Source organism: Thermanaerovibrio acidaminovorans DSM 6589 (assembly GCF_000024905.1).
GTDB classification, from domain to species: Bacteria; Synergistota; Synergistia; order Synergistales; family Synergistaceae; genus Thermanaerovibrio; species Thermanaerovibrio acidaminovorans.
The window spans coordinates 398816-423685 of the sequence record NC_013522.1; the positions used below are offsets into that span (position 1 = coordinate 398816).

General features: G+C 64.3%; 32 protein-coding genes. 16 read left to right on the forward strand and 16 right to left on the reverse strand.

The features are described from left to right. Positions 1-24: 24 nt before the first annotated feature. A complete protein-coding gene (locus TACI_RS01850) occupies positions 25-1014 on the forward strand; it encodes a TAXI family TRAP transporter solute-binding subunit (protein ID WP_012869124.1) in 990 nt (329 codons plus the stop codon). 65 nt (positions 1015-1079) lie between these two features. Then, on the forward strand, positions 1080-2990 hold the full coding sequence (locus TACI_RS01855) for a TRAP transporter permease (protein WP_012869125.1): 1911 nt from the start codon (positions 1080-1082) through the stop codon (positions 2988-2990). A 40-nt stretch (positions 2991-3030) separates the two neighbouring features. Here the strand turns inward: TACI_RS01855 and TACI_RS01860 are convergent, their stop codons facing one another. From TACI_RS01860 to TACI_RS01870, 3 genes are all read right to left on the reverse strand, one after another. Beyond that, complete coding sequence (locus tag TACI_RS01860; RefSeq protein WP_242601135.1) at positions 3031-3852, reverse strand: hypothetical protein; 822 nt, start codon at positions 3850-3852, stop codon at positions 3031-3033. An 8-nt stretch (positions 3853-3860) separates the two neighbouring features. Then, the gene (locus TACI_RS01865) at positions 3861-4778 is read right to left on the reverse strand and encodes a curli production assembly/transport component CsgG (protein ID WP_012869127.1); all 918 of its coding nucleotides are present in this window, start codon (positions 4776-4778) and stop codon (positions 3861-3863) included. A gap of 114 nt (positions 4779-4892) precedes the next feature. Then, on the reverse strand, positions 4893-5093 hold the full coding sequence (locus TACI_RS01870) for a 4Fe-4S binding protein (protein ID WP_278007114.1): 201 nt from the start codon (positions 5091-5093) through the stop codon (positions 4893-4895). Between the two features lie 275 nt (positions 5094-5368). Between TACI_RS01870 and TACI_RS01875 the strand changes: the two genes are divergently transcribed. Genes TACI_RS01875 through TACI_RS01885 form a run of 3 tightly spaced genes read left to right on the forward strand, consistent with a single transcriptional unit; the run spans position 5369 to position 8682 of the window. After that, positions 5369-6271: a bifunctional enoyl-CoA hydratase/phosphate acetyltransferase gene (locus tag TACI_RS01875; protein ID WP_012869129.1), complete on the forward strand. Its 903-nt coding sequence runs from the start codon at positions 5369-5371 to the stop codon at positions 6269-6271. Between the two features lie 58 nt (positions 6272-6329). Continuing rightward, positions 6330-8108, forward strand: a complete 1779-nt coding sequence (gene iorA, locus TACI_RS01880; RefSeq protein ID WP_012869130.1) for an indolepyruvate ferredoxin oxidoreductase subunit alpha — start codon at positions 6330-6332, stop codon at positions 8106-8108. Further along, positions 8101-8682, forward strand: coding sequence for an indolepyruvate oxidoreductase subunit beta (locus TACI_RS01885; RefSeq protein ID WP_012869131.1), 582 nt, complete (start codon positions 8101-8103; stop codon positions 8680-8682). Before iorA ends, TACI_RS01885 begins: the two co-directional genes overlap by 8 nt. A gap of 81 nt (positions 8683-8763) precedes the next feature. On the opposite strand, the gene TACI_RS01890 is transcribed toward TACI_RS01885, so the two are convergent. The 4 genes from TACI_RS01890 to TACI_RS01905 form a co-directional block, all read right to left on the reverse strand. Next, on the reverse strand, positions 8764-8919 hold the full coding sequence (locus TACI_RS01890; protein WP_012869132.1) for a hypothetical protein: 156 nt from the start codon (positions 8917-8919) through the stop codon (positions 8764-8766). 69 nt (positions 8920-8988) lie between these two features. Further along, a complete protein-coding gene (locus TACI_RS01895) occupies positions 8989-9294 on the reverse strand; it encodes a hypothetical protein (RefSeq protein WP_012869133.1) in 306 nt (101 codons plus the stop codon). Positions 9295-9371: 77 nt separating this feature from the next. Next, positions 9372-10769 (reverse strand): sodium-dependent transporter, encoded by a 1398-nt coding sequence (locus TACI_RS01900; RefSeq protein WP_012869134.1) that lies wholly within the window; start codon positions 10767-10769, stop codon positions 9372-9374. Between the two features lie 189 nt (positions 10770-10958). Further along, entirely contained in the window at positions 10959-11600 is a 642-nt protein-coding gene (locus tag TACI_RS01905; protein ID WP_012869135.1) for a nitroreductase family protein, read from the reverse strand. A gap of 100 nt (positions 11601-11700) precedes the next feature. On the opposite strand from TACI_RS01905, the gene TACI_RS01910 reads away from it, so the two are divergent. The 8 genes from TACI_RS01910 to TACI_RS01945 all read left to right on the forward strand — a co-directional run bounded on the left by TACI_RS01910 (position 11701) and on the right by TACI_RS01945 (position 16426). Then, complete coding sequence (locus tag TACI_RS01910; protein WP_012869136.1) at positions 11701-12012, forward strand: hypothetical protein; 312 nt, start codon at positions 11701-11703, stop codon at positions 12010-12012. 10 nt (positions 12013-12022) lie between these two features. After that, on the forward strand, positions 12023-12298 hold the full coding sequence (locus TACI_RS01915) for a hypothetical protein (RefSeq protein WP_012869137.1): 276 nt from the start codon (positions 12023-12025) through the stop codon (positions 12296-12298). Beyond that, a complete protein-coding gene (locus tag TACI_RS01920) occupies positions 12265-12510 on the forward strand; it encodes a hypothetical protein (protein WP_012869138.1) in 246 nt (81 codons plus the stop codon). The genes TACI_RS01915 and TACI_RS01920 overlap by 34 nt, the downstream gene beginning before the upstream one ends. A gap of 202 nt (positions 12511-12712) precedes the next feature. After that, the gene (locus TACI_RS01925; RefSeq protein ID WP_164925099.1) at positions 12713-13444 is read left to right on the forward strand and encodes a hypothetical protein; all 732 of its coding nucleotides are present in this window, start codon (positions 12713-12715) and stop codon (positions 13442-13444) included. A 125-nt stretch (positions 13445-13569) separates the two neighbouring features. Then, entirely contained in the window at positions 13570-13773 is a 204-nt protein-coding gene (locus TACI_RS01930; RefSeq protein WP_012869140.1) for a cold-shock protein, read from the forward strand. 497 nt (positions 13774-14270) lie between these two features. After that, positions 14271-14438 carry a hypothetical protein gene (locus TACI_RS01935; RefSeq protein WP_012869141.1) on the forward strand — a complete coding sequence of 56 codons (168 nt, stop codon included), beginning with the start codon at positions 14271-14273 and terminating at the stop codon, positions 14436-14438. A gap of 30 nt (positions 14439-14468) precedes the next feature. Continuing rightward, positions 14469-15056: a CD3072 family TudS-related putative desulfidase gene (locus TACI_RS01940; RefSeq protein WP_242601170.1), complete on the forward strand. Its 588-nt coding sequence runs from the start codon at positions 14469-14471 to the stop codon at positions 15054-15056. Positions 15057-15130: 74 nt separating this feature from the next. After that, entirely contained in the window at positions 15131-16426 is a 1296-nt protein-coding gene (locus TACI_RS01945; protein WP_242601136.1) for a dicarboxylate/amino acid:cation symporter, read from the forward strand. 48 nt (positions 16427-16474) lie between these two features. Here TACI_RS01945 and TACI_RS01950 read toward each other — a convergent pair whose 3' ends face one another. The 8 genes from TACI_RS01950 to TACI_RS01985 form a co-directional block, all read right to left on the reverse strand. Beyond that, on the reverse strand, positions 16475-17365 hold the full coding sequence (locus TACI_RS01950; RefSeq protein ID WP_012869144.1) for an ATP-binding protein: 891 nt from the start codon (positions 17363-17365) through the stop codon (positions 16475-16477). Further along, entirely contained in the window at positions 17362-18222 is an 861-nt protein-coding gene (locus tag TACI_RS01955; RefSeq protein WP_012869145.1) for an ATP-binding protein, read from the reverse strand. The genes TACI_RS01950 and TACI_RS01955 overlap by 4 nt, the downstream gene beginning before the upstream one ends. Beyond that, the gene (locus TACI_RS01960; RefSeq protein ID WP_012869146.1) at positions 18210-18584 is read right to left on the reverse strand and encodes a NifB/NifX family molybdenum-iron cluster-binding protein; all 375 of its coding nucleotides are present in this window, start codon (positions 18582-18584) and stop codon (positions 18210-18212) included. Before TACI_RS01960 ends, TACI_RS01955 begins: the two co-directional genes overlap by 13 nt. A 22-nt stretch (positions 18585-18606) precedes the next feature. Next, complete coding sequence (locus TACI_RS01965) at positions 18607-18831, reverse strand: hypothetical protein (RefSeq protein ID WP_164925101.1); 225 nt, start codon at positions 18829-18831, stop codon at positions 18607-18609. A gap of 157 nt (positions 18832-18988) precedes the next feature. Continuing rightward, entirely contained in the window at positions 18989-19822 is an 834-nt protein-coding gene (locus TACI_RS01970; RefSeq protein WP_012869147.1) for a P-loop NTPase, read from the reverse strand. A 50-nt stretch (positions 19823-19872) separates the two neighbouring features. Continuing rightward, a complete protein-coding gene (locus tag TACI_RS01975; RefSeq protein WP_012869148.1) occupies positions 19873-20196 on the reverse strand; it encodes a NifB/NifX family molybdenum-iron cluster-binding protein in 324 nt (107 codons plus the stop codon). 94 nt (positions 20197-20290) lie between these two features. Further along, entirely contained in the window at positions 20291-20818 is a 528-nt protein-coding gene (locus TACI_RS01980; RefSeq protein ID WP_012869149.1) for a Fur family transcriptional regulator, read from the reverse strand. Beyond that, positions 20811-21248 (reverse strand): MOSC domain-containing protein, encoded by a 438-nt coding sequence (locus TACI_RS01985; protein ID WP_012869150.1) that lies wholly within the window; start codon positions 21246-21248, stop codon positions 20811-20813. The genes TACI_RS01980 and TACI_RS01985 overlap by 8 nt, the downstream gene beginning before the upstream one ends. Before the next feature lie 171 nt (positions 21249-21419). Between TACI_RS01985 and TACI_RS01990 the strand changes: the two genes are divergently transcribed. The 3 genes from TACI_RS01990 to TACI_RS02000 are packed head-to-tail and all read left to right on the forward strand — an operon-like array spanning position 21420 to position 23947. Then, complete coding sequence (locus tag TACI_RS01990) at positions 21420-22256, forward strand: ABC transporter permease (RefSeq protein WP_012869151.1); 837 nt, start codon at positions 21420-21422, stop codon at positions 22254-22256. Then, positions 22243-22992 (forward strand): ABC transporter ATP-binding protein, encoded by a 750-nt coding sequence (locus TACI_RS01995; protein WP_012869152.1) that lies wholly within the window; start codon positions 22243-22245, stop codon positions 22990-22992. The genes TACI_RS01990 and TACI_RS01995 overlap by 14 nt, the downstream gene beginning before the upstream one ends. A 4-nt stretch (positions 22993-22996) precedes the next feature. Beyond that, positions 22997-23947, forward strand: a complete 951-nt coding sequence (locus TACI_RS02000) for an ABC transporter substrate-binding protein (RefSeq protein ID WP_012869153.1) — start codon at positions 22997-22999, stop codon at positions 23945-23947. Here the strand turns inward: TACI_RS02000 and TACI_RS02005 are convergent. Continuing rightward, positions 23934-24836: a DMT family transporter gene (locus tag TACI_RS02005; RefSeq protein ID WP_012869154.1), complete on the reverse strand. Its 903-nt coding sequence runs from the start codon at positions 24834-24836 to the stop codon at positions 23934-23936. The genes TACI_RS02000 and TACI_RS02005 overlap by 14 nt on opposite strands. Positions 24837-24870: the final 34 nt, after the last annotated feature.

The window sequence follows — 24870 nt, forward strand, 5'->3', positions numbered from 1 at the left end:
GAGGGAAGAGGAGGGATGTTGTCGATGAAGCGAGGACGCATTGCGGTAGCCGTGGCGCTCATGGTCTGCCTGTTGGGGGCCACGTCCGCCCTGGCGGCGGGGAAGTTCATTACCATAGTGACCGGCACCACCGGGGGCACCTACTATCCGGTGGGGACCATCCTGGCCAACCACTTCAACTCGGTCTTGGGCTCCAAGGGCTACAAGTGGTCCGCCCAGAGCAGCGGCGGCACCGCGGAGAACCTGGAGATGATGCGCAAGAAGGAGGCGGAGATGGCCATCGCCATGGCGAACCTGACCGGTTTCGCCTACACCGGGACGGTCCGCTACGAGGGCAAGAGGATAGAGAACCTGCGCTACGTGATGGGCCTTTGGCCCGACGTGACCCAGTTCGTGGTCCGGGAGGACGCCAAAATATCCACCTGGAAGGACCTTAAGGGCAAGAAGGTGGCGGTTGGCCCCGCCGCGTCGGGGACCGAGTTCTCCAGCCGGGTGATCCTCAAGGCGGTGGCGGGGCTCACCTTCGACGACATAGTCCCCGAGCGGGTGGGCTACACCGAGGCCTCCCAGGCGCTCCAGAACGGCCAGATCCACGCCTTCAACGCCGAGGCAGGGGTTCCCGTGGGGGCCGTATCGGAGCTCCTGGCGGGCAGGACCAAGGTCAAGTTCCTCGAGTTCTCCGACGAGGACCTGCAGCGCCTTAGGAAGGAGGGCCCCTACTACTACCGGGTGGTGGTGCCCGCGGGGACCTACCCTAAGCAGGACAAGCCCCTCAACCTGGCGGGGATAAAGTCCGCCCTGATCGTGGACAAGAGCGTGCCGGACCAGGTGGTGTACGACATGCTCAAGGTGATCTACGACAACAAGGACAGGATGGCCAAGGAGCACGGGGCCTTCGCCAAGATAGACTACGAGAAGCCCCTGGACGGCCTCTTCGGCGCCCCCCTGCACCCCGGGGCGATAAAGTTCTTCATGGATCGGGGCATCAAGATCCCGCCGAGGCTCCTGCCCTAGGGATCCGCTCTCGAAGGGGGGCCCAGGCCCCCCTTCGACTTTAGCCTTGAACGGAGGTTTGTCCCTTGAACCAGATCCTTAAGCTCCTATCCCCCTTCGAGAGCCTGCCGAACCGGTCCTTCTCCGGCAGGCTCAAGCTGGCGGTGGGCCTCTACGCGGTGGCGGTGTCGCTGATCCACTGTTGGATGAACACCATGGGGGTCATGATGACCATAAAGATGAACGCCCTTCACCTGGGGACCCTCATGGGGCTCACGTTCATCCTGTGCCCCGCCATGCCCTGGTCCCCCAAGGACCGGCCGTCGGTCCTGGACCTGATCCTGGCGGGGTTCTCCCTCTTCTCCGCCGCCTACATGATCGTCCGGTACGATCAGCTCTTGGCCCTCAACATGGAGCCCTCAGCTATGGACCTGTGGCTTGGGGCCCTGATGGTGGCGGTCCTGGCGGAGGCAAGCCGCCGGTCCGTTGGGATCCCCCTTACGTTGCTTAGCCTGGCCTTCCTGGGCTACACCCGGTTCGGCCCCTACTTCCCGGGCCTCTTCGCCCACCGGGGGTTCAACTGGGAGAGGATCCTGGTGCGGATGATCTTCACCGACGAGGGGATCTACGGCACCACCCTGACCGTGTCCGCCACCTACGTTTTCATGTTCATCCTCTTCGGTGCCTTCCTGGCCGCCACCAGGACCAGCGAGTTCTTCAACGACCTGGCGCTGGCGCTGGCGGGCCGTTACCGGGGGGGGCCCGCCAAGGTGTCGGTCATAGCCTCCGCCCTGATGGGCACCATCTCCGGCAGCGCCCAGGCCAACGTGGCCACCACCGGGGCCTTCACCATCCCGCTGATGAAGAAGATAGGCTACCCGGACTACTTCGCCGGGGCTGTCGAGGCCTCCGCCAGCACCGGCGGGATACTCATGCCCCCCATAATGGGGGCCACCGCCTTCATCATGAGCTCCTTCCTTGGGATCCCCTACGTGAAGATAATGCTGGCGGGCTTCGCCCCGGCGATCCTCTACTTCCTGGGGATCATGTTCATGGTGGACCTTCAGGCCAAGCGACAGGGGATGAGGGGGCTGCCCCCCGAGGAGGTGCCCAGCCTTTCGAAGACCATGGCGGAGCGGGGGCACATGCTGATACCCCTGGCGTTCATCATCTACATGCTGGTGGCGGGCTACACCCCGCTGTTCTCCGCCATGGCGGGGCTGGTGGCCATAATCGTGGTCTCCTCCCTCAGGCCCAGCACCCGGATGAGCCTAAAGGACGCCCTCAGGGCACTGGAGGATGGGGCGGTGAGCTCCGCCCCGGTGGCGGTCTCCTGTGCCATCGTGGGCTTCATAGTGGGGTCCGTGGGGATGACCGGGCTAGGACAGGTGATAGCCCTCAACATAATGCACCTCTCCGGTGGCATGCTGTGGGCGTCGCTGCTTCTCTGCATGGTGGCTTCAATCGTCCTGGGAATGGGGCTCCCATCCACCGCCTGCTACATCGTGGTGGCCACCATAGCGGCCCCGGCCCTTCAGGGCATGGGGGTCCCCTCCCTGGCGGCCCACTTCTTCGCCTTCTACTACGGGACCCTGTCGGGGGTGGTGCCCCCGGTGGCGCTCACCAGCTTCACCGCCGCGGGGCTATCGGGGGGGCGTCCCACCAAGGTGGCCCTTACGGGGCTCTTCCTCACCTCCTCGGGGCTCATACTGCCCTTCTTCTTCGTCTACAACCCGGTGCTCCTCCTGATCGACTTCTCTTGGGTGAGCTTCCTCGGAGTCTTCGGCCTCACCGCCCTGGGGATCCTCTGCCTGTCCGGAGCCTTCATAGGCACCGGGCTGACCGACATGGGCTGGGTGGAGAGGCTAGCCTTCCTTGTGGCTGGGGTGGTGCTGGTGTACCCCAAGGGGGCTGGCTTGGCCCTGTCGCTGGGGGCCTTCCTGGGGGCCTTTGCCCTCCACCTGATCATGAGCCGCCGGCGGACCGTCCCGGCGTGACCGGAGGGGCCTCCTGGGGCCCCTCCGCTTTAGGTGCCCGTTAAAGGTCCACCCAGATGGAGTTCGGTCCGGTCCTGACGTTGCGGGGCTGGACCGTGTCCCTTATCAGGGACAGGATCTCCTTCACGTCCCCGCCGAAGCTGGCCCCGATGGTGGCGTTCCCGGAGGAGTAGGAGGTCACCATGGCCTGGCGGGTGGCCGGGTGGGACTGGACCTTTTGGAGGATGGCGTTCACCTGCTGGAAGTCCTGGGCGCCGGTGATGGTGACCGTCACGTCCCTGTAGCGGTACGAGGTGGGGTAGGAGCCGTGGATGGTCTGCCCCTGGCCCGATATGAGCCGCTGGGCCAGCTCCCGGGAGGCGGCCTCCAGGGCCTTCTGGGACGCCTCGTCGGGGGTGCCCCCCAGCTGCTTTGAGCTGGCCATCTGGCTCAGCAGGTACTTCCCGTCCTGGGTGGAGTAGCCCTGGATGGTGACCGTGGCGGTGGCGGTGTAGGTGCCGAAGTCGTTTCTCACCGCCTCCGCCAGGGTTGCCTTGCCCACCAGGAATATCCGCACGTCGTAGGTCTTGCCCAGGGCCTTTATGGCCTTTGCGTCCCCGGACCTGAGGAGCTCGGACCGCTTGTCCGCCTTGATCTTCTTCACCTGGGCGTCGTTGACCACCGGGTAGCCGTTCTCTATAAGCGCCTGGGTGATCACCGTGGAGGCGGTGTCCACCGCCAGGTTGTCCCTGAAGAGCCCGCTGGCGGACTCGAAGATCATCACCGCGATCCTCTTGTGGGGTGGGAGCATGGCCCCCTGGGCGGAGCAGGGTATCAGCACCCCCAGGAGGAGCGCCAGGGTTAGCAAGCGTCTCAAGCCCATCACCCCCTCTACCTTATGCCCACCCGGAAGGACTCCACGTCCCCGGTGTAGGGTATCACCTTGTCACCCCGTCTCACGTCGATGCCCTTGATCAGGGTCCCCTTGGAGTAGTTGGGGTTCACCTCGGTGATCCTTACGAGCCCCAGGTTGACCTTCTCCACGTCCAGGATCTCCCCCTTGAGGCCCAGCACCGGGGCCCCCTCACCGTAGACCATGAAGAGCTGTCCCGCCTGGACCCCGTGGTTGGACCCCCCGTCTATGGTGACCACCTTGGCCATCTCGGAGAGCACGTTGAAGGGCTTGACGCCGATGGAGGACCCCACCTTGCCCTTCACCTGCTCGACTATCTTGGTTACCGCCTTGTAGGTGGCCTGTCCCAGGAGCCCCCCCGCCTTGCCGGTGCCGAAGACCGCGGAGTCGTAGGCCAGGCCCCCCTGGGTCTGATTGGCCGCCCCCTCCGCCCTGGCGGTGGTTATAACCTCTCCGGTGGCGGCGTTGATGAGCCTCACGTCCAGGGTCACGTAGGCGGTCTCGGATCCGACCGCTACTCCGCTGAGGCCCCCGAACGGCAGGGGTATGACCCCCCCGGAGGCCTCGTAGCGGTACTGGGTTATGGACCCGGTCATCAGGTACTCCGCTCCCAGCAACTGGCCCATCTGGACCGCCGAGGAGGGGGAGGTTAGCCCCTGGGCGGACATCCTCTGCTCCATGGCGATCTGGTCTATCCTGGAGCGCTCCACCACGGAGAAGAGGCCGGTGTTGAAGAGCTCGGTGGTCATCATGTCCGCGATGGCCGCCGCGGGGGCCCCGGCGCCGGAGCTGTCCTGGAAGCTGAGCACCGCTATCCTGGCCTTGGCCAGGGAAGGGGAGCCCATGGCCAGGATCAGTCCCAGGGCCAGCAGGGCCGTCAAGGTTCTCGTTCTCATTAACGATCACTCCCTTCTTAATTTTATCCCGAAATTATATCACTTGATCACCCATGTGGCATCCTGGGGGTAAAAAACAGGGGGGCCAAAGGCCCCCCCTGGTCTCCCCCGGGACTACTGGGAGATGGCGCTCACCGGGCAGGTGGCGACGCAGGCGCCGCACTCTACGCAGGCGTCGGGGTTAACCTCCGCCTTGCCGTCCACCATGGAGATGGCGGAGGTGGGGCAAACCCCCACGCAAGCCTCGCAACCCACGCAGGTATCCTTGTCCACTACAGCCTTGGCCATTCTCGGTTCCTCCTCTTCGAATGGGATGGGCTTCCATGAAGCCTGCCCAATTTTACCCTCTAAGGGGCCCGGCTACAACCGGGCCCGGGGGACCGGGTTCTGCGGATATATAGCTCCAAAAAGGGTAAAAACATAAAAGGGCTAACAGAACACATAGACAGCTTTAGTTTTTTAGAGATATCGCCGGTTTATCTCTGGACAATCCGCCACTGGGGTATTAACCTTGACCCGTAGGGGGAAACTTTCGGGTTATTTAGGTGATTTCGTCGTTTTCAACTCGATCTTTGGGGGGTATGGTTTGCATGCTGCGGAGTTACGACCAGGTATTGGATAGGGTTCGTTCCGGTGGCCGGGTGACCCTGGCGGTGGCATCCGCGGAGGACATGGAGGTCTTGCGGTGCGTGGCCATGGCCCGGGAGGAGGGCATATGCGACGCCCTCCTGGTGGGGGATCCGTCCAAGATAGGTCCCATGGCGAAGGAGCTGGGTCTATCGGACCTGCCGGTCATAGCGGATCCGGACCCTGCGTCCGCGGCGGTGACCGCCGCCAACGAGGTCCGAGAGGGGAGGGCCCAGGTGCTGATGAAGGGGCTGGTGAACACCAGCGACTTCATGCGGGGAGTGCTCAACCCCGACAAGGGGCTGAGGACCGGCAGCCTCATAAGCCACCTGTCGGTGTTTCAGATCCCCGGAGAGGATCGGCTGGTCTTCCACACCGACGGGGGGATAAACATAGCCCCGGACCTGGAGGCCAAGCGGGGTATCCTTAGGAACGCCCTTTCGGCCCTGTGGGCCCTGGGCTACGAGAGGCCCAACGTGGCGGTGCTCTGCGCCAACGAGCAGGTGAACCCCAAGATGCAGGCCACCGTGGACGCGGCGGCCCTGGTGGAGGAGTGGGGCCGGGGTGAGTTCGGATCCTGCGTGATGGAGGGGCCCATAGCCCTGGACGTGGCCATATCCCCCGAGGCGGCGCATCACAAGGGGATAGAGAGCCGCATATCCGGCCAGGTGGACCTGTTCCTCATGCCCAACATAGAGACCGGCAACGTGGCGGGCAAGAGCCTCATCTACTACGCCAAGGCCCAGATGGCGGGCCTGGTCCTTGGGGCCAAGGCCCCCATAGTGCTCACCTCCCGGGCGGAGACCGCCCGGGGCAAGCTGTACTCCATAGCCATGGCCTGCCTGGTGTCCCAGGGGGCCCGTTAAGGTTTCTGCGGGACCGGGGTCCCGTTCGAGTTGCTAGGAGACGAAGGAGGGGAATGCCTTGGCAGGTAAGGCGATACTTACGGGCAACGAGGCGATAGCCAGGGGTGCCTGGGAGGCGGGGCTTCACGTGGCGGCCGCATATCCCGGCACTCCCAGCACGGAGATATTGGAGAACATGTCCCAGTATCGGGAGATCTACTCCGAGTGGTCCACCAACGAGAAGGTGGCTCTGGAGGTGGCCAGCGGGGCCTCCATCGGCGGCGCTAGGGCCCTGGCGGCCATGAAGCACGTGGGGGTGAACGTGGCGGCGGACCCGCTCTTCACCATGGCCTACATAGGGGTCAACGGGGGCCTGGTCCTGGTCTCCGCCGACGACCCGGGGCTCTTCAGCTCCCAGAACGAGCAGGACAACCGCTGGTACGCCCCGCACGCCAAGATACCCATGCTGGAGCCCTCGGACAGCCAGGAGTGCAAGGACTTCATGAAGGCCGCCTTCGAGATATCCGAGAGGTTCGACACCCCGGTCCTCTTCCGGGTCACCACCCGGGTCTGTCACAGCAAGGGGGTGGTGGAGCTCGGAGAGCGGCAGGAGGTGCCCATCAGGGAGTACCACCGGGACATCCGTAAGACCCTCATGGCCCCCTCCTCCGCCAAGGCCAGGCACTACGTGGTGGAGGAGCGGCTGGCGGCCCTGAGGGACTACTCCAACGACTGTCCCTTCAACCGGATCGAGTGGGGGCCTGACCGGCGGATAGGGGTCATAGCCAGCGGCATCGGCTACCAGCACGCCCGGGAGGCCTTCGGCGATCAGGCCAGCTACCTCAAGATAGGCTTCTCCCATCCCCTGCCGGATCGGCTCATATCCGTCTTCGCCCGGAGCGTGGACCGGGTGGTGGTGGTGGAGGAGAACGAGCCCTACATCGAGAACTTCGTGAGGCAGCTGGGGATAGACTGCGTGGGCCGGGAGCTGCTGCCTGCGGTGGACGAGCTGTCCCCCGCGGTGGTGAGGCGGGCCTTCGTGTCCTCCGAGGAGCCCAAGGTGGCCAGGCCCGACTGTCCGGTGCCGGGCCGTCCGCCAGTGCTGTGCGCCGGCTGTCCCCATAGGGGCATCTTCTACGCCATGAGCCGGATCAAGGACAAGGTGGTGACCAGCGACATCGGCTGCTACACCTTGGGGGCCATGGAGCCCCTGAACGTGGGGGACACGGTGATCTGCATGGGGGCGTCGGTCTCCGCCGGGGTGGGCTTCCAGAAGGTCCAGCAGCTGGCGGGCCGCAAGGGGAAGGTGTTCGGGGTCATCGGGGACTCCACCTTCTTCCACTCGGGGATAACGGGGCTCATCGACTCGGTGTACAACAAGGTCCCCCTGGCGCTGGTGATCGTGGACAACCGGATAACCGCCATGACGGGACATCAGGAGAACCCCGGGACCGGCCGGACCCTGATGGGGGAGGAGACCGTGAGCCTGGACATCGAGGCCCTGTGCGTGGCCTGCGGGGTCAAGAGGGAGAACCTGGTGGTGGTGGATCCCTACGATTACAAGGCCTGTGAGGCGGCGGTGAAGGCGGCGGAGGCCTCGGAGGAGCCCTTCGTGATAATAACCCGCCGGCCCTGCGCCCTCATAAAGGAGGTCCAGCGAGCCAGGGCTGGGGTGCACTGCGTGGTGGATCACTCCAAGTGCGTCAAGTGCAAGTCCTGCATAAGGCCCGGGTGTCCCGCTATAGCCATGAAGGATGGGGTAATCGTGATAGACACCGCCCAGTGCAACGGTTGCGGCCTGTGTCTCCAGCTCTGCCCCAAGGGGGCCATCTCTAGGGAGGGCGAGGTAAATGAGTAGGAACTCCACCAATAGCATTCTCCTGGTAGGCGTCGGGGGGCAGGGCACCATACTGGCCTCCAAGGTCCTCTCCGAGGGCCTCATGAAGATGGGCTACGACGTGAAGATGTCGGAGATCCACGGCATGTCCCAGAGGGGGGGCAGCGTTACCACCCACGTGAGGTACGGGGAGAAGGTCTACTCGCCGGTCATCTCCGAGGGGGAGGCGGACATCCTGGTGGCCTTCGAGAAGCTGGAGGCCGCCCGGTGGCTCAGCTACCTCAAGGAGGGGGGCACCCTGGTGGTGAACGACTACGAGATCTACCCGGTGCCGGTTCTCCTGGGCAAGGACTCCTACCCGGAGGGGCTGGACGAGATGTTCCGCCGGAAGGTGAGGGACTTGAAGATCTTCGACGCCGGGAAGGTGGCCCAGGAGCTGGGGAACGTGAAGGCTCAGAACGTGGTGCTACTGGGGGCCCTCATAAGGTCCATGGGGCTGGACACCATAGACTGGTCCCAGGTGCTGGCGGACGTGGTGCCCCCCAGGTTCCTGGAGCTGAACGTGAAGGCCCTGAAGGCGGGGATGGAGCTTTAGGGGCCTGAGGGGATAGCGCAAGCCGGAGGGGGGACCTGGGTCCCCCCTCCTTACCCTGCTCTGATAGGTGTATGTTCCGGGTCAGGCCGCCCTGGACGGATCTCCGCAGCTCATCAGGTCCTCCAGCGTCACGCACCGGCGGTGAAAGGCGGAGGCCCTGTCGGCGTCGAAGAGCCTCTCCACGGAGCCTCCCTTGAGAACGTATATTCTGCCTATGAGCCTCATGAACTTGGTCATGATCAACACCTCCTGGTCATCTTGTCCAGGGTCATGATAACTCACAGTTATCATGAGTGTCAACCACCCCTACCCCTTGGAGTCTATTATGACCCCCCGGGTGTCCTTCGGGCTGTGGGCCTCCAGCAGGGAGGTGGGGCGTTCCTTTACGCGCCTCAGGGCCTCCCTTGGGTCCTCCGGGGGCTCGTCCTGGTGGAGGGGTTCCCGGTCCCTCGCCTCTTGGTGGGGCTGGTTCCCGCCCCCCTGGCGGGACTCCTCCTCCAGGAAGTCCTCCCAGCGGCGGCGCACCCTGCCCGGTTCCCCCTTGGGTCCCCTCTTGGGGCGCACGGGCTCCACCGGGTTGACCCCGTTTACGGCTTCCACCCTCCTGTCCAATCGGATCACCCCCCTAGTCCTACTAAGTTATCGGACCTGGGGGGTGGGTCCATTCGGGACCTGGGGATCATTTCTCCCTAGAGCCTTATCACCCCCGCGGTGCTCAGGAAGACCAGCAGTAGCAGCGCCGGGGTTATGTACCGGAGGACGAACCGGTAGGCGGCGATGAGCCCCCGGTTGTTCAGGGTGCCTCCGTTGGAGAGCTGTTCCTCCACGATCCCGCTCTTGAGCACGTAGCCCACGAAGACCGCGGTGAGGAGCCCGCCTATGGGCATCATGATGTTGCTGGACAGGTGGTCGTAGAGGTCGAAGAAGGTCCTGCCCAGAATATGGATGCCCCCGAGGTAGGAGGACCCGTCCGCCGATAGGGTGGCGGTGGCGCCGATGGAGCCGATGATGATGCAGTTGAGTAGCGCCGCCAGGGGGCGCTTCAGCTTGAGCTCCTCCACCATGAAGGCGATGGGGACCTCCATTATGGAGAGCATGGCGGTGGTGGCGGCGAAGCAGGTGAGGAGGAAGAAGGCGGCCAGGAGCAGGTTGCCCAGGGGTATCTGGCTGAAGACCAGGGGGATGGTCATGAACAGGAGTCCTGGCCCGGCGGAGGGCTCCATGCCGAAGCTGAAGACCGTGGGGAAGATGGCCAGCCCCGCCAGCAGGGAGACCAGGGTGTCCGAGGCGGCAACCCGGACGGCGGTGTTGATCAGCCGGTTGTCGTCGGTGAAGTAGGATCCGTAGGTGATCATGGTGCTCATCCCAAGGGAGAGCTTGAAGAACGCCAGTCCCAGGGCGGCCAGGATGACCGAAGGGGTCAGCTTTGAGAAGTCCACGTTGAACAGGAAGCGGATGCCATCCTTGGCTCCTGGCAGGGTGAGGGCCCTTATGTCGCATAGGATGATGAGGACGAACAGGAGGGGCATGAGGGTCTTGGTGATCCGCTCTATGCCGCTGCGGACCCCCAGAGATATGGCGCTACCAACCAGGGCCAGCACGATCCACTGCCACAGGACCGGGGACATGGCCCCCCGGAGCGACGTGGCGCCGGCGCCCACCACCGCCTTGAAGAGGGGACCCACCTGCTCCTTGGTTATCCCCGCCAGCTGTCCGGTGGCGGCCTTGAAGAAGTAGAAGTAGACCCAGCCCGCCACGTCGGTGTAGAAGAACATGATGAGGTAGGCGGACAGGACCCCCAGGACCCCCACGAACCTCCAGGGGGTTGCGGGGTTGCCGGTCACGTTCCTGAAGGAGCCCACCGCGTTGCCCCTTCCCCTGCGGCCTATTATGAACTCTCCGGTCATGACCGGGATCCCCACCAGGGCTATGCATATGAAGTAGACCAGGAGGAAGGCGCCCCCTCCGTTGACTCCAGTGAGGTAGGGGAACTTCCATATGTTGCCAAGCCCCACCGCGGACCCAAGGGTGGCGAAGAAGACCGCCAGCCCGGATGAGAAACCCTCCCGCTTCTTTCCGTCGGACAAAGAAACCAACCTCCTTCGAATTTTAACGGCCAATGGCCACAAAATGGGATCGCTGTATATTTGCTCCCATTTGTCGTTGAGTCAACCGGCAGAAATCGATTGCCAACTTTAAGAAAAGTAATAGCCGCCGGTGGGCTTCGGTGCCCTCCGGCGGCCAGGTGGTTAACCGGGTTTCAGTCTCGGCGGGGGTTAGTCCTTGGGGGAGAACCTGCCGAGGTGGACGAACTCCTCCAGGGGGCGCCTCAGGCCCCTCGGCAACAGGGTAACCCCGTCCCTCAGGTATCCCACCGCTATCAGCATGGGGATCACGAACCTGCCAGGTATGCCGAAGGCCTCCTTGACCTTCGATTCGTTGAACCCGTCCATGGGGTGGGTGGACAGCCCGTGTCCCATGGCGGCGATCATTAGGCTCATGGCGAAGAGGGACGCGTTCTTGACCGCGAAGAGGCGCCGCCTCTCCGAGTCCATCTCCCCGTAGAGGTTGAAGGGCATGGGGCGGGTGCGCTCCACGTCCTCCGCCTTCATGTAGCCCAGCTCCACCATGCTCTTGAGCACCCGGTCGATGTGCCGCTCCACCGCCATGGGGTCCGACGCCACGATCAGGACCGCCGAGGCCTCTTCCACCTTGGGCTGGTTGAAGGCGCACTCCCGAAGGCGCCTCTTGTCCTCCGGGTCCTTGACCACCACCACCTCCCAGGGCTGGAGGTTGAAGGATGACGGGGCCAGGTTGGCCTCCTCTATGACCTCCTCCAGGACCCCTTCGGGTATCCTCCTTCCAGGATCGAAGAAGTTTATCGATCGCCTGGACCTTATCGCCTCCCGCACGTCCACTAGGATCACTCCCTTCCTTCGGCCCGGTGTTGCCTTCCGCCGATTCTTCATTTAAATTATATATCACGATAGCCACAGCATTGGACAGGGGGTGACCGTCATGGAGGAGGATCTGAAGGAGGTTCTGCGTCGTCTGGAGGCGCTGGAGGCCCGGCTGCCGGCGGTTGAGGAGGAGGAGAGGCAGGAGGACCGGATCCGCCAGTACCTGGGGGAGTTCAAGGCCTACGTGGACGAGATGCGGGAGCGGGTGCTGGACCGGATAGCCAAGGGGGCGGGGGCCATATCGGAGCCCGCCTCGGCGGCGATCCACCGGGCCACGTCGGTGGTTGGGGAGTCTCCCCTGGCGGTGGCGGCCCTGGCGTTCGGCGCCGGGCTCCTGCTGGGGGCCCTGGTGAGGCACCACCGGGACTGATCCTAGGCGGATGGAGCCCATAGCCAAGTTCGTTCTGGGCGTCCTGGATGCCATCGAGGCGGAGATGCGGCTCCTTCTGGCCCTCTCCGCCCGATGGGCCCTGGGGATGTTCCTGTCCATTTCGTTTCTGGTGCTGGGCATCGCCTTCGGGGCCTACGGGGCATCGCTTTGGCTGAGGCCCCGGGTTGGGGGGCCCCTGGCCTTCGGCCTGGTGGGATTGGCGCTGGCTCTCTGCGGATGGGGGTGTTGCCTGTGGGCTTCGGGGTCTCGGAGGAGAGGGAGCTGACCCGTGCCCGGGAGGCGCTGCTCGAGTCCTCCCGGGGGGCGGACCGATGGGTCCGGGAGCACCGGCTGGGCATATGGCTGAGCGCCCTGGCCCTGGGGGCTGGAGTCGGTTTCCTGGGCCCCAGGAGGGCCATGGGGATCGCAAGGGGGCTCATATCCCTCCTGGTCCTCCCCGGCAGGGGCCCGGGGGAGGGTGTCCCGTCCCCCAAATAGGTTTACATTTTTAATTTTGAAGCCCAAATCTTAAATGTCTTTCCCGGCCCCTCCGGCTTTTAATCCGGGCGAGCCGGGTGTTATCGTGTCCTTTGGCGGCGGCCTCGGTTGGTGCCGTCACACACGCCGAAGGGAGGGAACGGCTTAAGGGGCTGGACCTGTCAATCCCTTTGTGATGTTGTTTCATGGGGCTTTGTCAGGCGTGGCATTGGAGCCCTCCTACTTCGACAAGACATCCGACTACCCCTGCGGATCCCCGGACAACCGCTACCTCCTGTCCATCCAGAACTGCGGTGTTACGTTGGACTCCACGGGACGCCGGGTGCCGGTGATGGAGGACGTGCGCAACGGCAATGGCAGGGCCATCAAGTCCAGGCTCTGGTCCCCCGACCGGGTGGACAGGATCGACGACCCGCTGGACGCGGTCTTCTGGATCATGAAGGACCCGGTCCTGGGGGCCGCCATGGGGGCCACGTTGGCCACCAAGAGGAGCAGCGCCGAGAGGCTGGCCTCCGGGGTGGACCCGGAGGCTTTGGTCTTCGAGCCCTTCGCTAACCCCTTCAGGGCCTACCCCCTTCGGGAGGACTACGAGAAGTTCAAGGGGATCTTTGGGAGGGGTGTCAGGTGTTTCGTGCTCAACACCGGTCACTTCATGGGTCGGAAGGTGCCAAAGGATCTCACGCTGCAGGTCCTACTGGACGTGGTGGAGGGGCGCTGCGGCTTCCAGGGGCTGGTGGGTGGGATGGACTACCTGCCCATCGATGGTTTCGAGCCCCCTGTGGACGATCCGGGGTACCGGGAGGTTCTCCGGCGGTCTCTGGAGGCCCGGATCAGGTTCCTGGGAGAGAGGGAGGAGTGCACCGGGGGCTACGATAGCCTGCCCGACGAGTGCGTCCATGCCATAGGGGACCTGGTGGCGGAGCTGGGGGTTTAGTTAAAAAAACTTAACGAGATCCCCTGGGTTGACAAAATTTTTAGAAGATCTATAATGGCCTCGTTGTCGGGTTTCGGCAGCGCAACCGTCCTTCTCTAGAAAGGACTAAATTCAGGAGGCAACAAGTGGCTACTCAGGGAACGGTTAAGTGGTTCAACGCGACGAAGGGTTATGGCTTCATCACCACCGACGAGGGCAGGGACGTGTTCTGTCACTTCAGCGCCATCAAGATGGATGGCTACAGGACCCTCGAGGAGGGGCAGCGGGTCTCCCTGGACGTGGAGATGGGTCCCAAGGGCGAGCAGGCTGCCAACGTGGTTAAGCTCTAAGTCTTTATAGGCCTAGGTGGGAGGGGCGACGCAATGTCGCCCCTCCCTTGATTTTTATGCCCCCGGGCCTGGCCCCTTGGGGAACTTCTCCCCCCTTGAGGTGGCGGCGTTCACCCTCCGGCGGATCGCCTCACCGGATCTGGGCTGTGGGGGAGGGGCTTGAGTCATGGCGGCATAGCAGGGCATGGGATAGGTACGTTAGATCGGGTGGTATAGTTGTCCTGTGTTTGGGCGATGGCATGTGAAGGGGGGATGGGGATGATTCGGCCGGCTCACAGGTGACGCCCCGGAGTCTACGGCACGGTCTGCGCCGTTGTTGCCGTTGTTGGAGAGCGCCTGGGCGTGAGGACCGGGTGGCGGGCCGGACCTCCCTTGGGTTGAGCCCATCCCCCGGTACGGTTCCCTTGCGGATGATCGGACTCACCGAAGGATCTCCCTCTGCGCTCTCCGCCTTCGCACCAGGCGGCATCCATCTCGTCTCATCGCCAAAGCCGCCTTTGCCATGTGGGAGCTCCATCTTCACCGCCGCGTTCATCCCCCGGATAACCGGCAACCTGGTCGACAAGGTTGCCTGCTGTGTCCTGGTGGCCCTCATATTGCCAAAGCTCCCCGCCAGGATCCACGCCATGAGCGGCACCCCCTTCTTCAGGGGTAAGGGGGAGTAGGCTGGGATGGAACGAAGCTATAGATTGGTCGTGCTGTGCCACTGCATACTGAACGCCAACGCCATCGTTGATGGGGAGGCCCGGTACCCGGGGGCCATGGGGGAGTTCCTGGCGCCGCTCGTGGCGGAGGGAACGGGGATCATCCAGCTGCCATGTCCGGAGAGCACCTTCCTTGGCTTGAGGAGATGCCCCATGGGGGTGGAGCAGTACGACAGCCCGGCCTTTCGCCGGCACTGTTCCAGGATACTGGAGCCCTTCATGGACCAGATCCAGGATGCCCTACAGAACGGTGTCCAGGTCCTGGGGGTAGTGGGCGTTAAGGGGAGCCCCAGCTGCGGCGTAACCGCCACCTGCACCGGCCGCATGTCCCCCGATACCCGCAAGGTTGTGGACTTCGCTGTCCGCTATGGCAGTGCCGGGGTCTTCATCCAGGTGCTCCGCCGGGAGCTCTTGGCCCGGGGGATCGACCTGCCGATGACGGATGTTGACAACGGAGATCCAAGCTCCGCCTCGTGGAAGGCCGCCAGGGAAGAGCTGACCGCAGAAGCCGCTGAGGCCCCGGCGCGCGGAGGGTCAAATATATTTGTCCCTCCGCTTCATATCTCCAGTGGATTTTAATTGCATGGCGGTCGGGTTTTTGTATAATTACTTTAAGGGAATTCGACCGATTCCTTAATTTTCATTCATCGGAGGTGTTGTGTTTGAGCGGTTCCAACGGTTCCAAGGGCTTATTGGGTTTTTACTTCGGCACCAGCCTGGTGGCTAGGATCCTTGTCGCCACCGCGCTGGGGGCGGCGGTGGGGCTCGCCCTGGGACCCCAGGCGGCGGCGGTCAAGCCCCTGGGCGACCTGTTGCTTCGTCTTCTGAGGATGATAGTGGTTCCCGTGGTCTTCTTCTCCCTGGTGGTTGGGGCCTCCAGCGTTTCCCCCTCCAGGCTGGGCTCCGTTGGGATCAAGCTCATCGCCTACTACACCATAACCACCGCCCTGGCGGTGACGGTGGGGCTCCTCTTCGCGAACCTGCTCAAGCCCGGGCTTGGGCTGGTCCTGGAGGGCACCGGCGGGGCCACCCTGTCGGCCACCCCGCCGAGCCTGGTTGAAACCCTCCTCAACGTGGTGCCCACCAACCCGGTGGAGGCCCTGGCGGGGGGGAACATGCTCCAGATAATATTCTTCGCCCTGCTGCTGGGCATAGGCATAAGCACCCTCTCCGAGTCCCAGGACCCGCGGCTCAGCTCCGCCGGGCAGGCGGTCTTCAAGGTCTGCGAGGGCGGGGCGGAGGCCATGTACAAGATCACCAAGTGGATCATGGAGTACGCCCCCATCGGGGTCTTCGCCCTGATCGCCACCGTATTCTCCCAGCAGGGAAGCAAGGTTGCCGGGCCTCTGGCCATGGCGTTGGGGACCGTTTACCTGGCTTTCGGGGCCCACATGGTGGTGATCTACGGGGCGGCCCTCAAGGCCTTCGGCCTGAGTCCCCTTGGCTTCTTCCGCCGCGCCAGGGAGGCCATGATAACCGCCTTCGTGACCCGCAGCAGCAGCGCCACCCTGCCGGTCACCATGGAGGTGTCGGAGGAGATGCTCGGGGTCTCTAAGGGCATATTTTCCTTCACCTTGCCGCTGGGGGCAACCATAAACATGGACGGCACCGCCATATACCAGGGGGTGTGCGTCATGTTCGTGGCCAACTGCATGGGGCAGGCCCTCTCCCTTAGCCAGCAGCTTACGGTGATACTGACCGCCACCCTGGCCTCCATAGGCACCGCAGGGGTGCCGGGAGCGGGGGCCATAATGCTGCTCATGGTGCTCAACTCGGTGGGCATATCGGTGTCGGAGGGGACCGCCGCTGCCGCCGCCTACGCCATGATCCTGGGTATCGACTCCATAATGGACATGGGGCGCACCCTGCTCAACGTGACGGGCGACATGGTGGGCACCGTGGTGGTGGCCAAGGGCGAGGGGGAGCTGGACGGATCCAAGTGGGATTGATCCATCCGCCCACACCGCAGAGCGAAGGGGGCCCCGCGGGGCCCCCTTTCATTCTCCCTCCTCGACGGCATCCTCGCCCAGGAGATCCTCCATGCCCTCTTTGATGGCCTGGATGGCCTTCGCCAAGGGGGCGCTGGGTATCCTGGCCATGGCCAAGTCCCTTGCGATCTCCTGGTCGAACGGTATCTCCGCCAAGAGGGGCCATCCCATCTCATCGCAGGTCCGTCTCACCGCCTGGGCCCCCTCCTCCGAGAGGTCCGAGCGGTTCAGGACCACCGCCATGGGGACCCTGAGGCGGCTTGCCAGCTCCCCAAGACGCCTCAGGTCGTGAAGCCCGCTCCTGGAGGGCTCGGTGACCGCCAGGGCCAGTTGGCAACCGGTTATGGCCGAGGCGGCGGGGCAGGCGACCCCCGGGGGCCCGTCCACCAGGACCCAGCGCTTACCGAGCTCCCGTCCGGTCTTCCGGGCCCTATCCCTGAGGAGCTGAACCAGCCGGCCGGAGTTCTCCCCCCCGGGGTGCAGCCGGGCGTGCCAGAAGGGGCCCAGGTCCGTCTCGCTACGAAAGACGTCCCCTTGGATCGACGGGGAGAGGGAGATGGCCCCCGTGGGGCAAACCACGGCGCAGGCCCCGCACCCCTCGCATCGACGCCGATCCAGCCGAACCTCTCCATCCTCCAGCCATATGGCGTCGAACCGGCAAGCGGCGGCGCACCTTCCGCAACCTTCGCATAGGTGGCGGCGCATCTCCGCCTTCTCCTGCCCCATGAAGTCCTCCCTCTCCAGGATCCGGGGCCTCAATAGGATCCAAAGGTCCGGCACGTTCACGTCCGCATCGCACAGGACGCAGTCCCCCTTGAGCGCCGCCGCCAGGGCGGAGGACACGGTGGTCTTGCCGGTTCCTCCCTTGCCGCTCACCACCGCGATCTCCAGGGGGTTCATCCGGTCACCTCCATTACCCATCTCCAGGCGGACTCGGCCGCCATCGCCCACGAGGGGTCCACCGCAGAGGGCGGTACCCCCACCGCGTATCCCTCCGCCACCCTCCTGGAAAAGGATATCCTTGCAAGCTCCGGCAGGGTGCCCAGGATCCCCCCAAGTGGAGGGTCCTCCTCCAGGATCCCGGAGCGGTTCACCACCAGGGCGGTGGGCTTCCCCAGCTCCACCAAAACCTGGGCGGCCACCTCCGCGTCCGCCCTCCCGAAGGGGGTGGGCTCGGTCACCAGGATGACCGCGTCCGCCTCTCGCACCGCCGCCATCATTGGACAGGCGGCCCCCGGGGGGGAGTCGATCACCGCATCCCTTCCCTCCGCTAACCCAACCTCAATGGCCCGGTGGATCACCGGGACCGGATTGGGGTTACCTACCAGGAGGCGCCCCTCCACCAGGATCGCGTCCCCCGCCACGCCCCGGCCAATCACCCCCACCGGCCTATCCACCTGGTATAGCGCCCCACGGGGACAAGCCAGCACGCAGGCCCCGCATCCGTGGCAGAGGGAATTGAAGACCGGGGGGGCCTGTCCAAAGGAGAACACGGCGCCGAAACGGCATGTCCTGGAACAGGTGCCGCAACGGGCGCAAAGGTCATCCACCACCTGGGGGGTAGGGATGGTGGCGTTCATGGTGGCCATGGGCGGGTTGCCCAGGAGCAGGGCCAGGTTGGGTTCCTCCACGTCCGCGTCGACGGCCGTAACCCCCCGCCTGGACAGGACGAGGGAGGCGGAGAAAGACGTCTTCCCCGCCCCGCCCTTGCCGCTCACCACCGCAATGGCCATGGGCCTATCGCCTAGTGATGGCATCCTCCGTCTCCGTGGCCGCAGACGCTCCCCGGCTGGTGGTCGCAGAGGCTCTCCCCCTCCTCTAGCCGGCCGGAGAGGAACGCGTCCACCACCTCCTCCGCGGGGCCCGATACCCCTAGACAGACCCTTATGCCGTTGGCCTTGAAGAGGGATACCGCCCTATCTCCCATGCCCCCCGCCAGGATGGTCTTGACCCCCAGGTCCGCCAGCCACCGGGGAAGCCTGCCCGGCTCATGTCCCGGGTTCTCGTAGACCTCCCGCGCCACCGGTTTGTCCTCGTCGGTGGCAACCACCAGGAACTCAGGGGCGTGACCGAAGTGGGGGCAGACCAGCCCCCCCTCCATCGGAACCGCTATCTTCAACTCATCATCCCTCCTTAGGCTGTCATCCCTTGGCCTCGTCGCCTTGGGCCCCAAGGCGCCTCACCTGATCCTCCAGGGCGGCTACCCGGGAGATCAGCTCCGACGCGCAGACCCATCCCCGGTCAGGGCGGGAATGCCACGATAACCTTCGTCCCCGGCGGAACCCCATGCCACCGCCGCAGGGGCCCATGCCGCAACCCCGGCGGGGAGTTACGTTGCGCCTAGCCACGCGATTGAGACCGTACACGTCGCCCACCTCCACTATTGATATTGATTATCATTATATTGTCGTCCCCCTGGAAGTCAAGGGATCGGGCTTGAGATGTCCACCGGTAGGGTAAAAAAGAGGGGTAACCGAGCCCCCATGACGGGTGTCCCCCGGTTACCCCCTTGCAAGTCAAGCCCTAAGTCTCCTGGGGGCCGATGAAGGCCTGGATAATCGGATCCAGCAGCTCCAGGTTGTGGTACTCCTCGATGCGTCCCATGTCCCCCAGCTTGGATATGGAGGTGTCCATCGGAAGGGTCGCCACCCTCTCCACCGACCACTTGGAGGCCAGCTGATCCAGGCTGCTGGGGCCGAACACGTCCCATCGCTGGCCGCAGTGGGGGCATATGGCGTAGGCCATGTTCTCCACCAGGCCCAGTATCTCGGTGTTCATCATGGTAGCCATGTGCATTGCCTTCTCAACCACCATGTTGGCCAGCTCCTGGGGGGAGGTGACCACCACCATCCCGTCCAGGGGTATGCTCTGCATGACCGTCAGCGGCGCGTCCGAGGTCCCCGGCGGAAGGTCTATCAGCAGGGCGTCCAGGTCCCCCCAGAGGACCTCTTCGTAGAACTGCTTGATGGTGTTGGCTATTATGGGCCCCCTCCATATCACCGGCTTGGTGGCGTCCTCCAACAGAAGGTTGATGGACATGACCGATATGCCCAGGGTGGGAGATTTGGGCGGGATGATCCCCAGTGGGGATCCCATGGGCATGGAGCTTATCCCCATAAGCTTTGGGATGGATGGGCCGGTGATGTCCGCGTCCAGGATCCCCACCTTTAAGCCCTTCCTAGCCAGGGCCACCGCCATCAGGGCCGAGACGGAGCTCTTGCCCACCCCACCCTTGCCGCTGCCGATTGCCACTATCCGACCGATGGACCTCTTGGGGCCCTTGCTCACACCGCATGCCTCGGGGGTCGAATCGCACGCCCCCCTCTGGGCGCAGTTGCCACAGGCGTTCTCAGACACCGTTCATTACCCCCCAATATCGATCTCTTCGCATCGCCGTATCCCCTTAGTCAGTCCAGGGGGATCGCCTCTCCTGAGAGGTACCGGGCCACACAATCCGCTGCGGTGGCCCCCTCGGCGAGGTAGGCCCTCATATTGGCCGCCTTCAGTGCAGATGCGGCGTTGGGACCAAGCCTCGGGGCCAGGACCACCGACACGCCTTTAGCGGATAGCAAACCCACCGCCGCCGCGGCCGCCCCGTGCTCCCCAACCGCCAGGTCCATCGCCTGGACGAACGACCCACTGGGGTCGAAGATCAGGAACCACGGGGCCCTGGCGAATCGTTCCGCGGGCCTTGCGCTTGGCTCCCGCCCCTCCGCTGCTACGGCTATCATCACGCGCACCCCCTATAGCTATAGATTATCATTATCAATAACCACGGGTATTTTAAACCCCCCTTGAGTCCAGTCAAGGGGGGTTTTCGCGTCCCTATGGGGTGCATCTCCTTCGGCGGCGTCCGCAGCAGGAGACGTATCGGTGGTCGATCCCTTCCGGGGGGGGGTCATCCCCGCACTGGGGGCATATCCCCAGTATCTGGATGGTCTGGGGCATGAGCCGATACCCCACCTTCCCGGCCCAGTCCCTTAGGGCCTCCACCTTGGCCTCCTGGTCATCCAGGTGTTGGATCCTTCCACAACGGCTGCAGAGGACGTACAGGTGGGTGCCCCCCTCGGCCAGGTGGAACCGGGAGAAGCCCTCCCCCCGGTCGACGGCGTGTACCAGCCCCACCTGGCTGAGCACCATCAGCGTCCTGTAGACGGTGGCGAAGCCCACCGAGGGGTCCTTGGACTGGACCCGCTCCATGATCTCCCGGGCGCTGAGGTGCTCCCCTTGGCTCTCCAGCAGGGTTTCGATGATCAGTCGCCTTGGGCCGGTCCTGCGACACCCCTTCCGCGCCAGGGCCTCCAGGTACCGCTCGGTCCTCTGGCGGAGGTCCCCACGTGCCCCCTCAGCCAAGGTCCCCATCCTCCACGGTGACCCGGTCGCCGGGGGAGACCGGTCCACCCCGCTCCACCGAGAGGAAGTAGCCCTTGGTGGGCAGAAGACACCATCCCCGGTAATCGTAGGTGTGAGGCTCCCCAGGCTTCTTGCCCCTCTCCACCACCCGGAGGCGAACGGAGGGGCCCACGGCCAGCACCTGACCGGGGGACAGCCCCTCCGGAAGCCCCTCTATCACCAGGTTCTCCGCCAGGCTCCCGGGGGGGAAGTCGAAGCCCGCCTCCGCCGCCCGGATGTCCTCGAGCCTAAGAAGGCTTACCTGCCTCTCCACCAGCCCGAAGTGGGAGTCCTCCTGGGTGCCCTTGCCCTCAACGAAGACCGCCCGCTGACGTGCCGTCTTTGGCTCCCTCCGCTCTCCGCTGGTGCACACCGCAATCACCTTAGCCATCTCTATCTCCCCTCCCAGGATCCCAGCCAATCCCGCCGGATGATCCAACCCGCGTTGGCTATCCTGAAAACGATTATCAGATATTATATTGAGCTCCGTCGGCTCGTAAAGGCGTGTCCCCGGACTACCGTTGGCCCAAGGGGGGGACAATGGGGGTTGTATAATGGCTTCATGAACCGAGCCAAGGGAGATCAGATTGGTTACGAAAACTATGATCCGGATCCCCGGAGGGCTACATCCGGTTCGCCGGTCCTTTGGGGCCCAGGGGCGGTGATCGCCGGGGCGCTCCTGGCCCTATGGTGGATCGGATCAAGGATGGGGCTCTGGACTTCCTACATACTGCCCTCCCCTTCGGCGGTGGGGGCAGCATTCCTGGACCTGGTCTACTCCGGCAGGCTGAGGGAGCACCTTTTGTCCAGCCTGACCAGGATAGGGATGGGCTTCACCATGTCCTCCGCGGTGGCCCTCCCGGCGGGGATCCTAATGGGGTTGAGGCCCCGGTTGCGCCGGGCCATCTCCCCCCTCCTGGAGTTCATGCGCCACGTGCCGCCCCTTGCCCTGCTTCCCCTCCTGATACTTTGGTTCGGAATAGGGGAGGGGTCCAAGCTGGCGGTCATAGCCCTGGCGTCCTTCTTCCCCGCCTTCATCAACGCCATGGAGGGGGTTATGGGGTGCGACAGGTCCCTGGTGGAGGTGGGACACGCCTTCGGGTTGTCCGAGAGGGAGATCATCGGTCGGATAGTCCTTCCGTACTCGCTGCCCTACGTGTTGGCGGGCTTGAGGCTTGCCCTGGGCTACAGCTGGCGGTCCCTCATAGGGGCGGAGCTCCTGGCGGCCTCCTCGGGGCTTGGGTACATGATCCAGGATGCCCAGGCCATGTCCAGGCCCGACGTGGCCCTGGTGGGCATATTCGTCATAGGTCTGGTGGGGATAGCCTCCGATGGGCTATTCAGGGTCATAACATCGAGCCTGCTGGTGGGGAGGAGGTGGGGGGATGACGCCCATTGACCTTATATTAGAGGGGGTGGGGCGCCGGTTCACCACCCCCGGTGGGGCCTTGGACGCCCTGAAGGATGTTCGGTTGGGGATACCCTGGGGTACCATGACGGCGGTGGTGGGTCGGAGCGGGTGTGGAAAGACCACGTTACTTCGGCTGATAGCCGGCCTGGACAGTCCCACCACCGGAACCATCCGGTTCGCCTCCCGCCATGGCGGGGAGCTGGACCGAGACCATGTCCGCTTCGGCATGGTCTTCCAGGAGCCCCGGCTGATGCCCTGGCTGTCGGTGGAGGGGAACGTGGCCTTCCCGCTGGTGGGCAGGTTCGGTCGGGCCGAGATCTCCCGCCGGGTCGATGGGGCCCTCGAGATGACCGGGTTGACCGATTTCCGCTCCGCCATGCCCCACCAGATATCCGGCGGAATGGCTCAGCGGGTGGCCTTGGGACGGGCGTTGGCCTACGATCCCGACGTGGTGCTCATGGACGAGCCCTTCGCTTCCTTGGATTACTTCACCAGAAGGGTCATGCAGAGGGAGGTCCTGCGAATCCGCCAGAGGACCGGAAAGACCTTCATCCTGGTCACCCACGACATCGACGAGGCTCTGGCCATGGGGGACTCGGTGGTGGTGCTGAGGGATGGGGAGGTGGCGGGCACGTTCCATGTGCCCCACCTCCTGGACGATTCGATCCACGCGGAGCTGTCCCAAATCAAGAGGGAGATTTTGATGTCCATAGGGGAGGTGTAGAGATATGAATGTTAAGTTGAGCAGGATCTTTTGGGCCCTATGCGTCGCGCTGGCCCTTGTGGGGGGGCCGGTGGGCCGTTCGATGGCGGGGGATAGGGTCAACATCACCTACGTGAAGGCCCCCCTCAACGTGCCGTCCATAGTGGAGCGGCACCTGGGGCTCTTCGAAAAGGCCTTCGCCCCCCTGGGATACCGGGTGGACTTCCCGGAGCTAACCACCGGGCCTCAACAGACCCAGGCCATGGCGGCCGGATCGGTCCAGGTGGCCCACTGCCTCGGTGGAACCTCCGCTCTCCTGGCCGCCGCCGGCGGGGTGGACCTCAAGATAGTCGGTATCTACAGCAGGTCCCCCAAGGCCTTCGTCATCCTGGTCAAGGATCCATCCATCCGGACCGTAAAGGACCTGAAGGGGCGGACGGTGGTGGGCCCCAAGGGCACGGTGCTTCACCAGCTGCTGGTGGCGGCCTTGAGGGTTCACCGCTTGGAGCAGAGGGACGTGGAGTTCCTGGACATGGGAATCCCTAATGGAGTGGCGGCCCTGATGGCCGGAAGGGCCCATGCGGCCCTGGCCGCCGGCCCCTCGGTGACCAGGGCGGTCAAGGAGGGGGCCCGGATCCTCACCGACGGGAATGGGCTGGTGGAGGGGACCACCGTGATCGCCATGTCCGGATCCTTCGTCCGGGAGAAGCCCAAGCTGGCCAGGCTGTTCCTCAAAACCCATAGGGACGCGCTGGCCTGGATCCGGGCACACCCCATGGAGGCGGAGGAGATGACCGCCAAGGAGACGGGCCTATCCCCCCAGGAGGTGAGGTCTGCGCTCCCCCTCTACGACTTCGATCCCACCATAAGGGCATCGGATCTGGATGAGCTCGAAAGGACCCAGGATTTCCTCCTGGACAGCGGGCTCATGTGGAGGCGGGTGGACCTGAGGACCCTGGTCCTCAGGGATCTGTAGCCTCTCCCTGGGACGACAGCGCCTTGGGCCAGGGCATCTCCACCAGCAGGATGGCGAACATCACCAGGGAGCCCCCCAGGACCATCTGGAGGGTGAACCGCTCCCCCAGGATCATGACCCCCGATACGGCGCCGAACACCGCCTCGGTGGATAGCAGCAGCGCCGCGTGAGTGGGGGAGGTGTACTTCTGGGCCACGTTCTGGATGGTGAAGGCCCCCACGGTAGAGAAGAGGATCATGTACAGGAGCGACATCCACCCCCGGAGGGGCATGTGGAAAGAAGGGGCCTCGAAGGCGGCGAAGGGCAGGCTTATGAGCCCCAGGACCACCATCTGCATGGCCGCCAGCGCCACCGGGTCGGTCCGCTTGGTGAACCGATCCACCGCGATGAGATGACAGGCGTAGAAGAAGGCGGACATGAGGGTCATCACGTCCCCCCGGTTTAGAACCACCGCATCGGCGGAGCTGAGGGCCCATATGCCCGTAAGACAAGTGAGGGACGCCACCATGGCCCTGAGACCGGGGAAGACCCGGCTTATGCCCCAGGAGACCAGGGGGGCCAGGACCACGTAGGTAGCGGTGAGGAACGCCTGCTTGCCCGCGGTGGTCCACATGAGACCCACGGTCTGAAGTGAGAAGGCGCAGAAGAGAAGGATCCCGGTGATCAGCCCGTCCTTCAGGCTGGTGCGGCTCAGCCCCCTGAAGTGCCGGAGGAACACCAGGCCAAGCATAAGACCACCGATGAGAAACCGAACCACCAGGACCGTGAACGGAGGGAGGTAGTCAAGCGTGTCCTTCAGAACCGCGAACCCAACCCCCCAGAAGGCGGCGGCCATCAGTATGGCCCCGTCCGCCAACAGCACAGCCCGACGAGAGATCCCCTTGTTCATCACCAACTCCTCCTGTAAAGTCCCTTGGACCGAA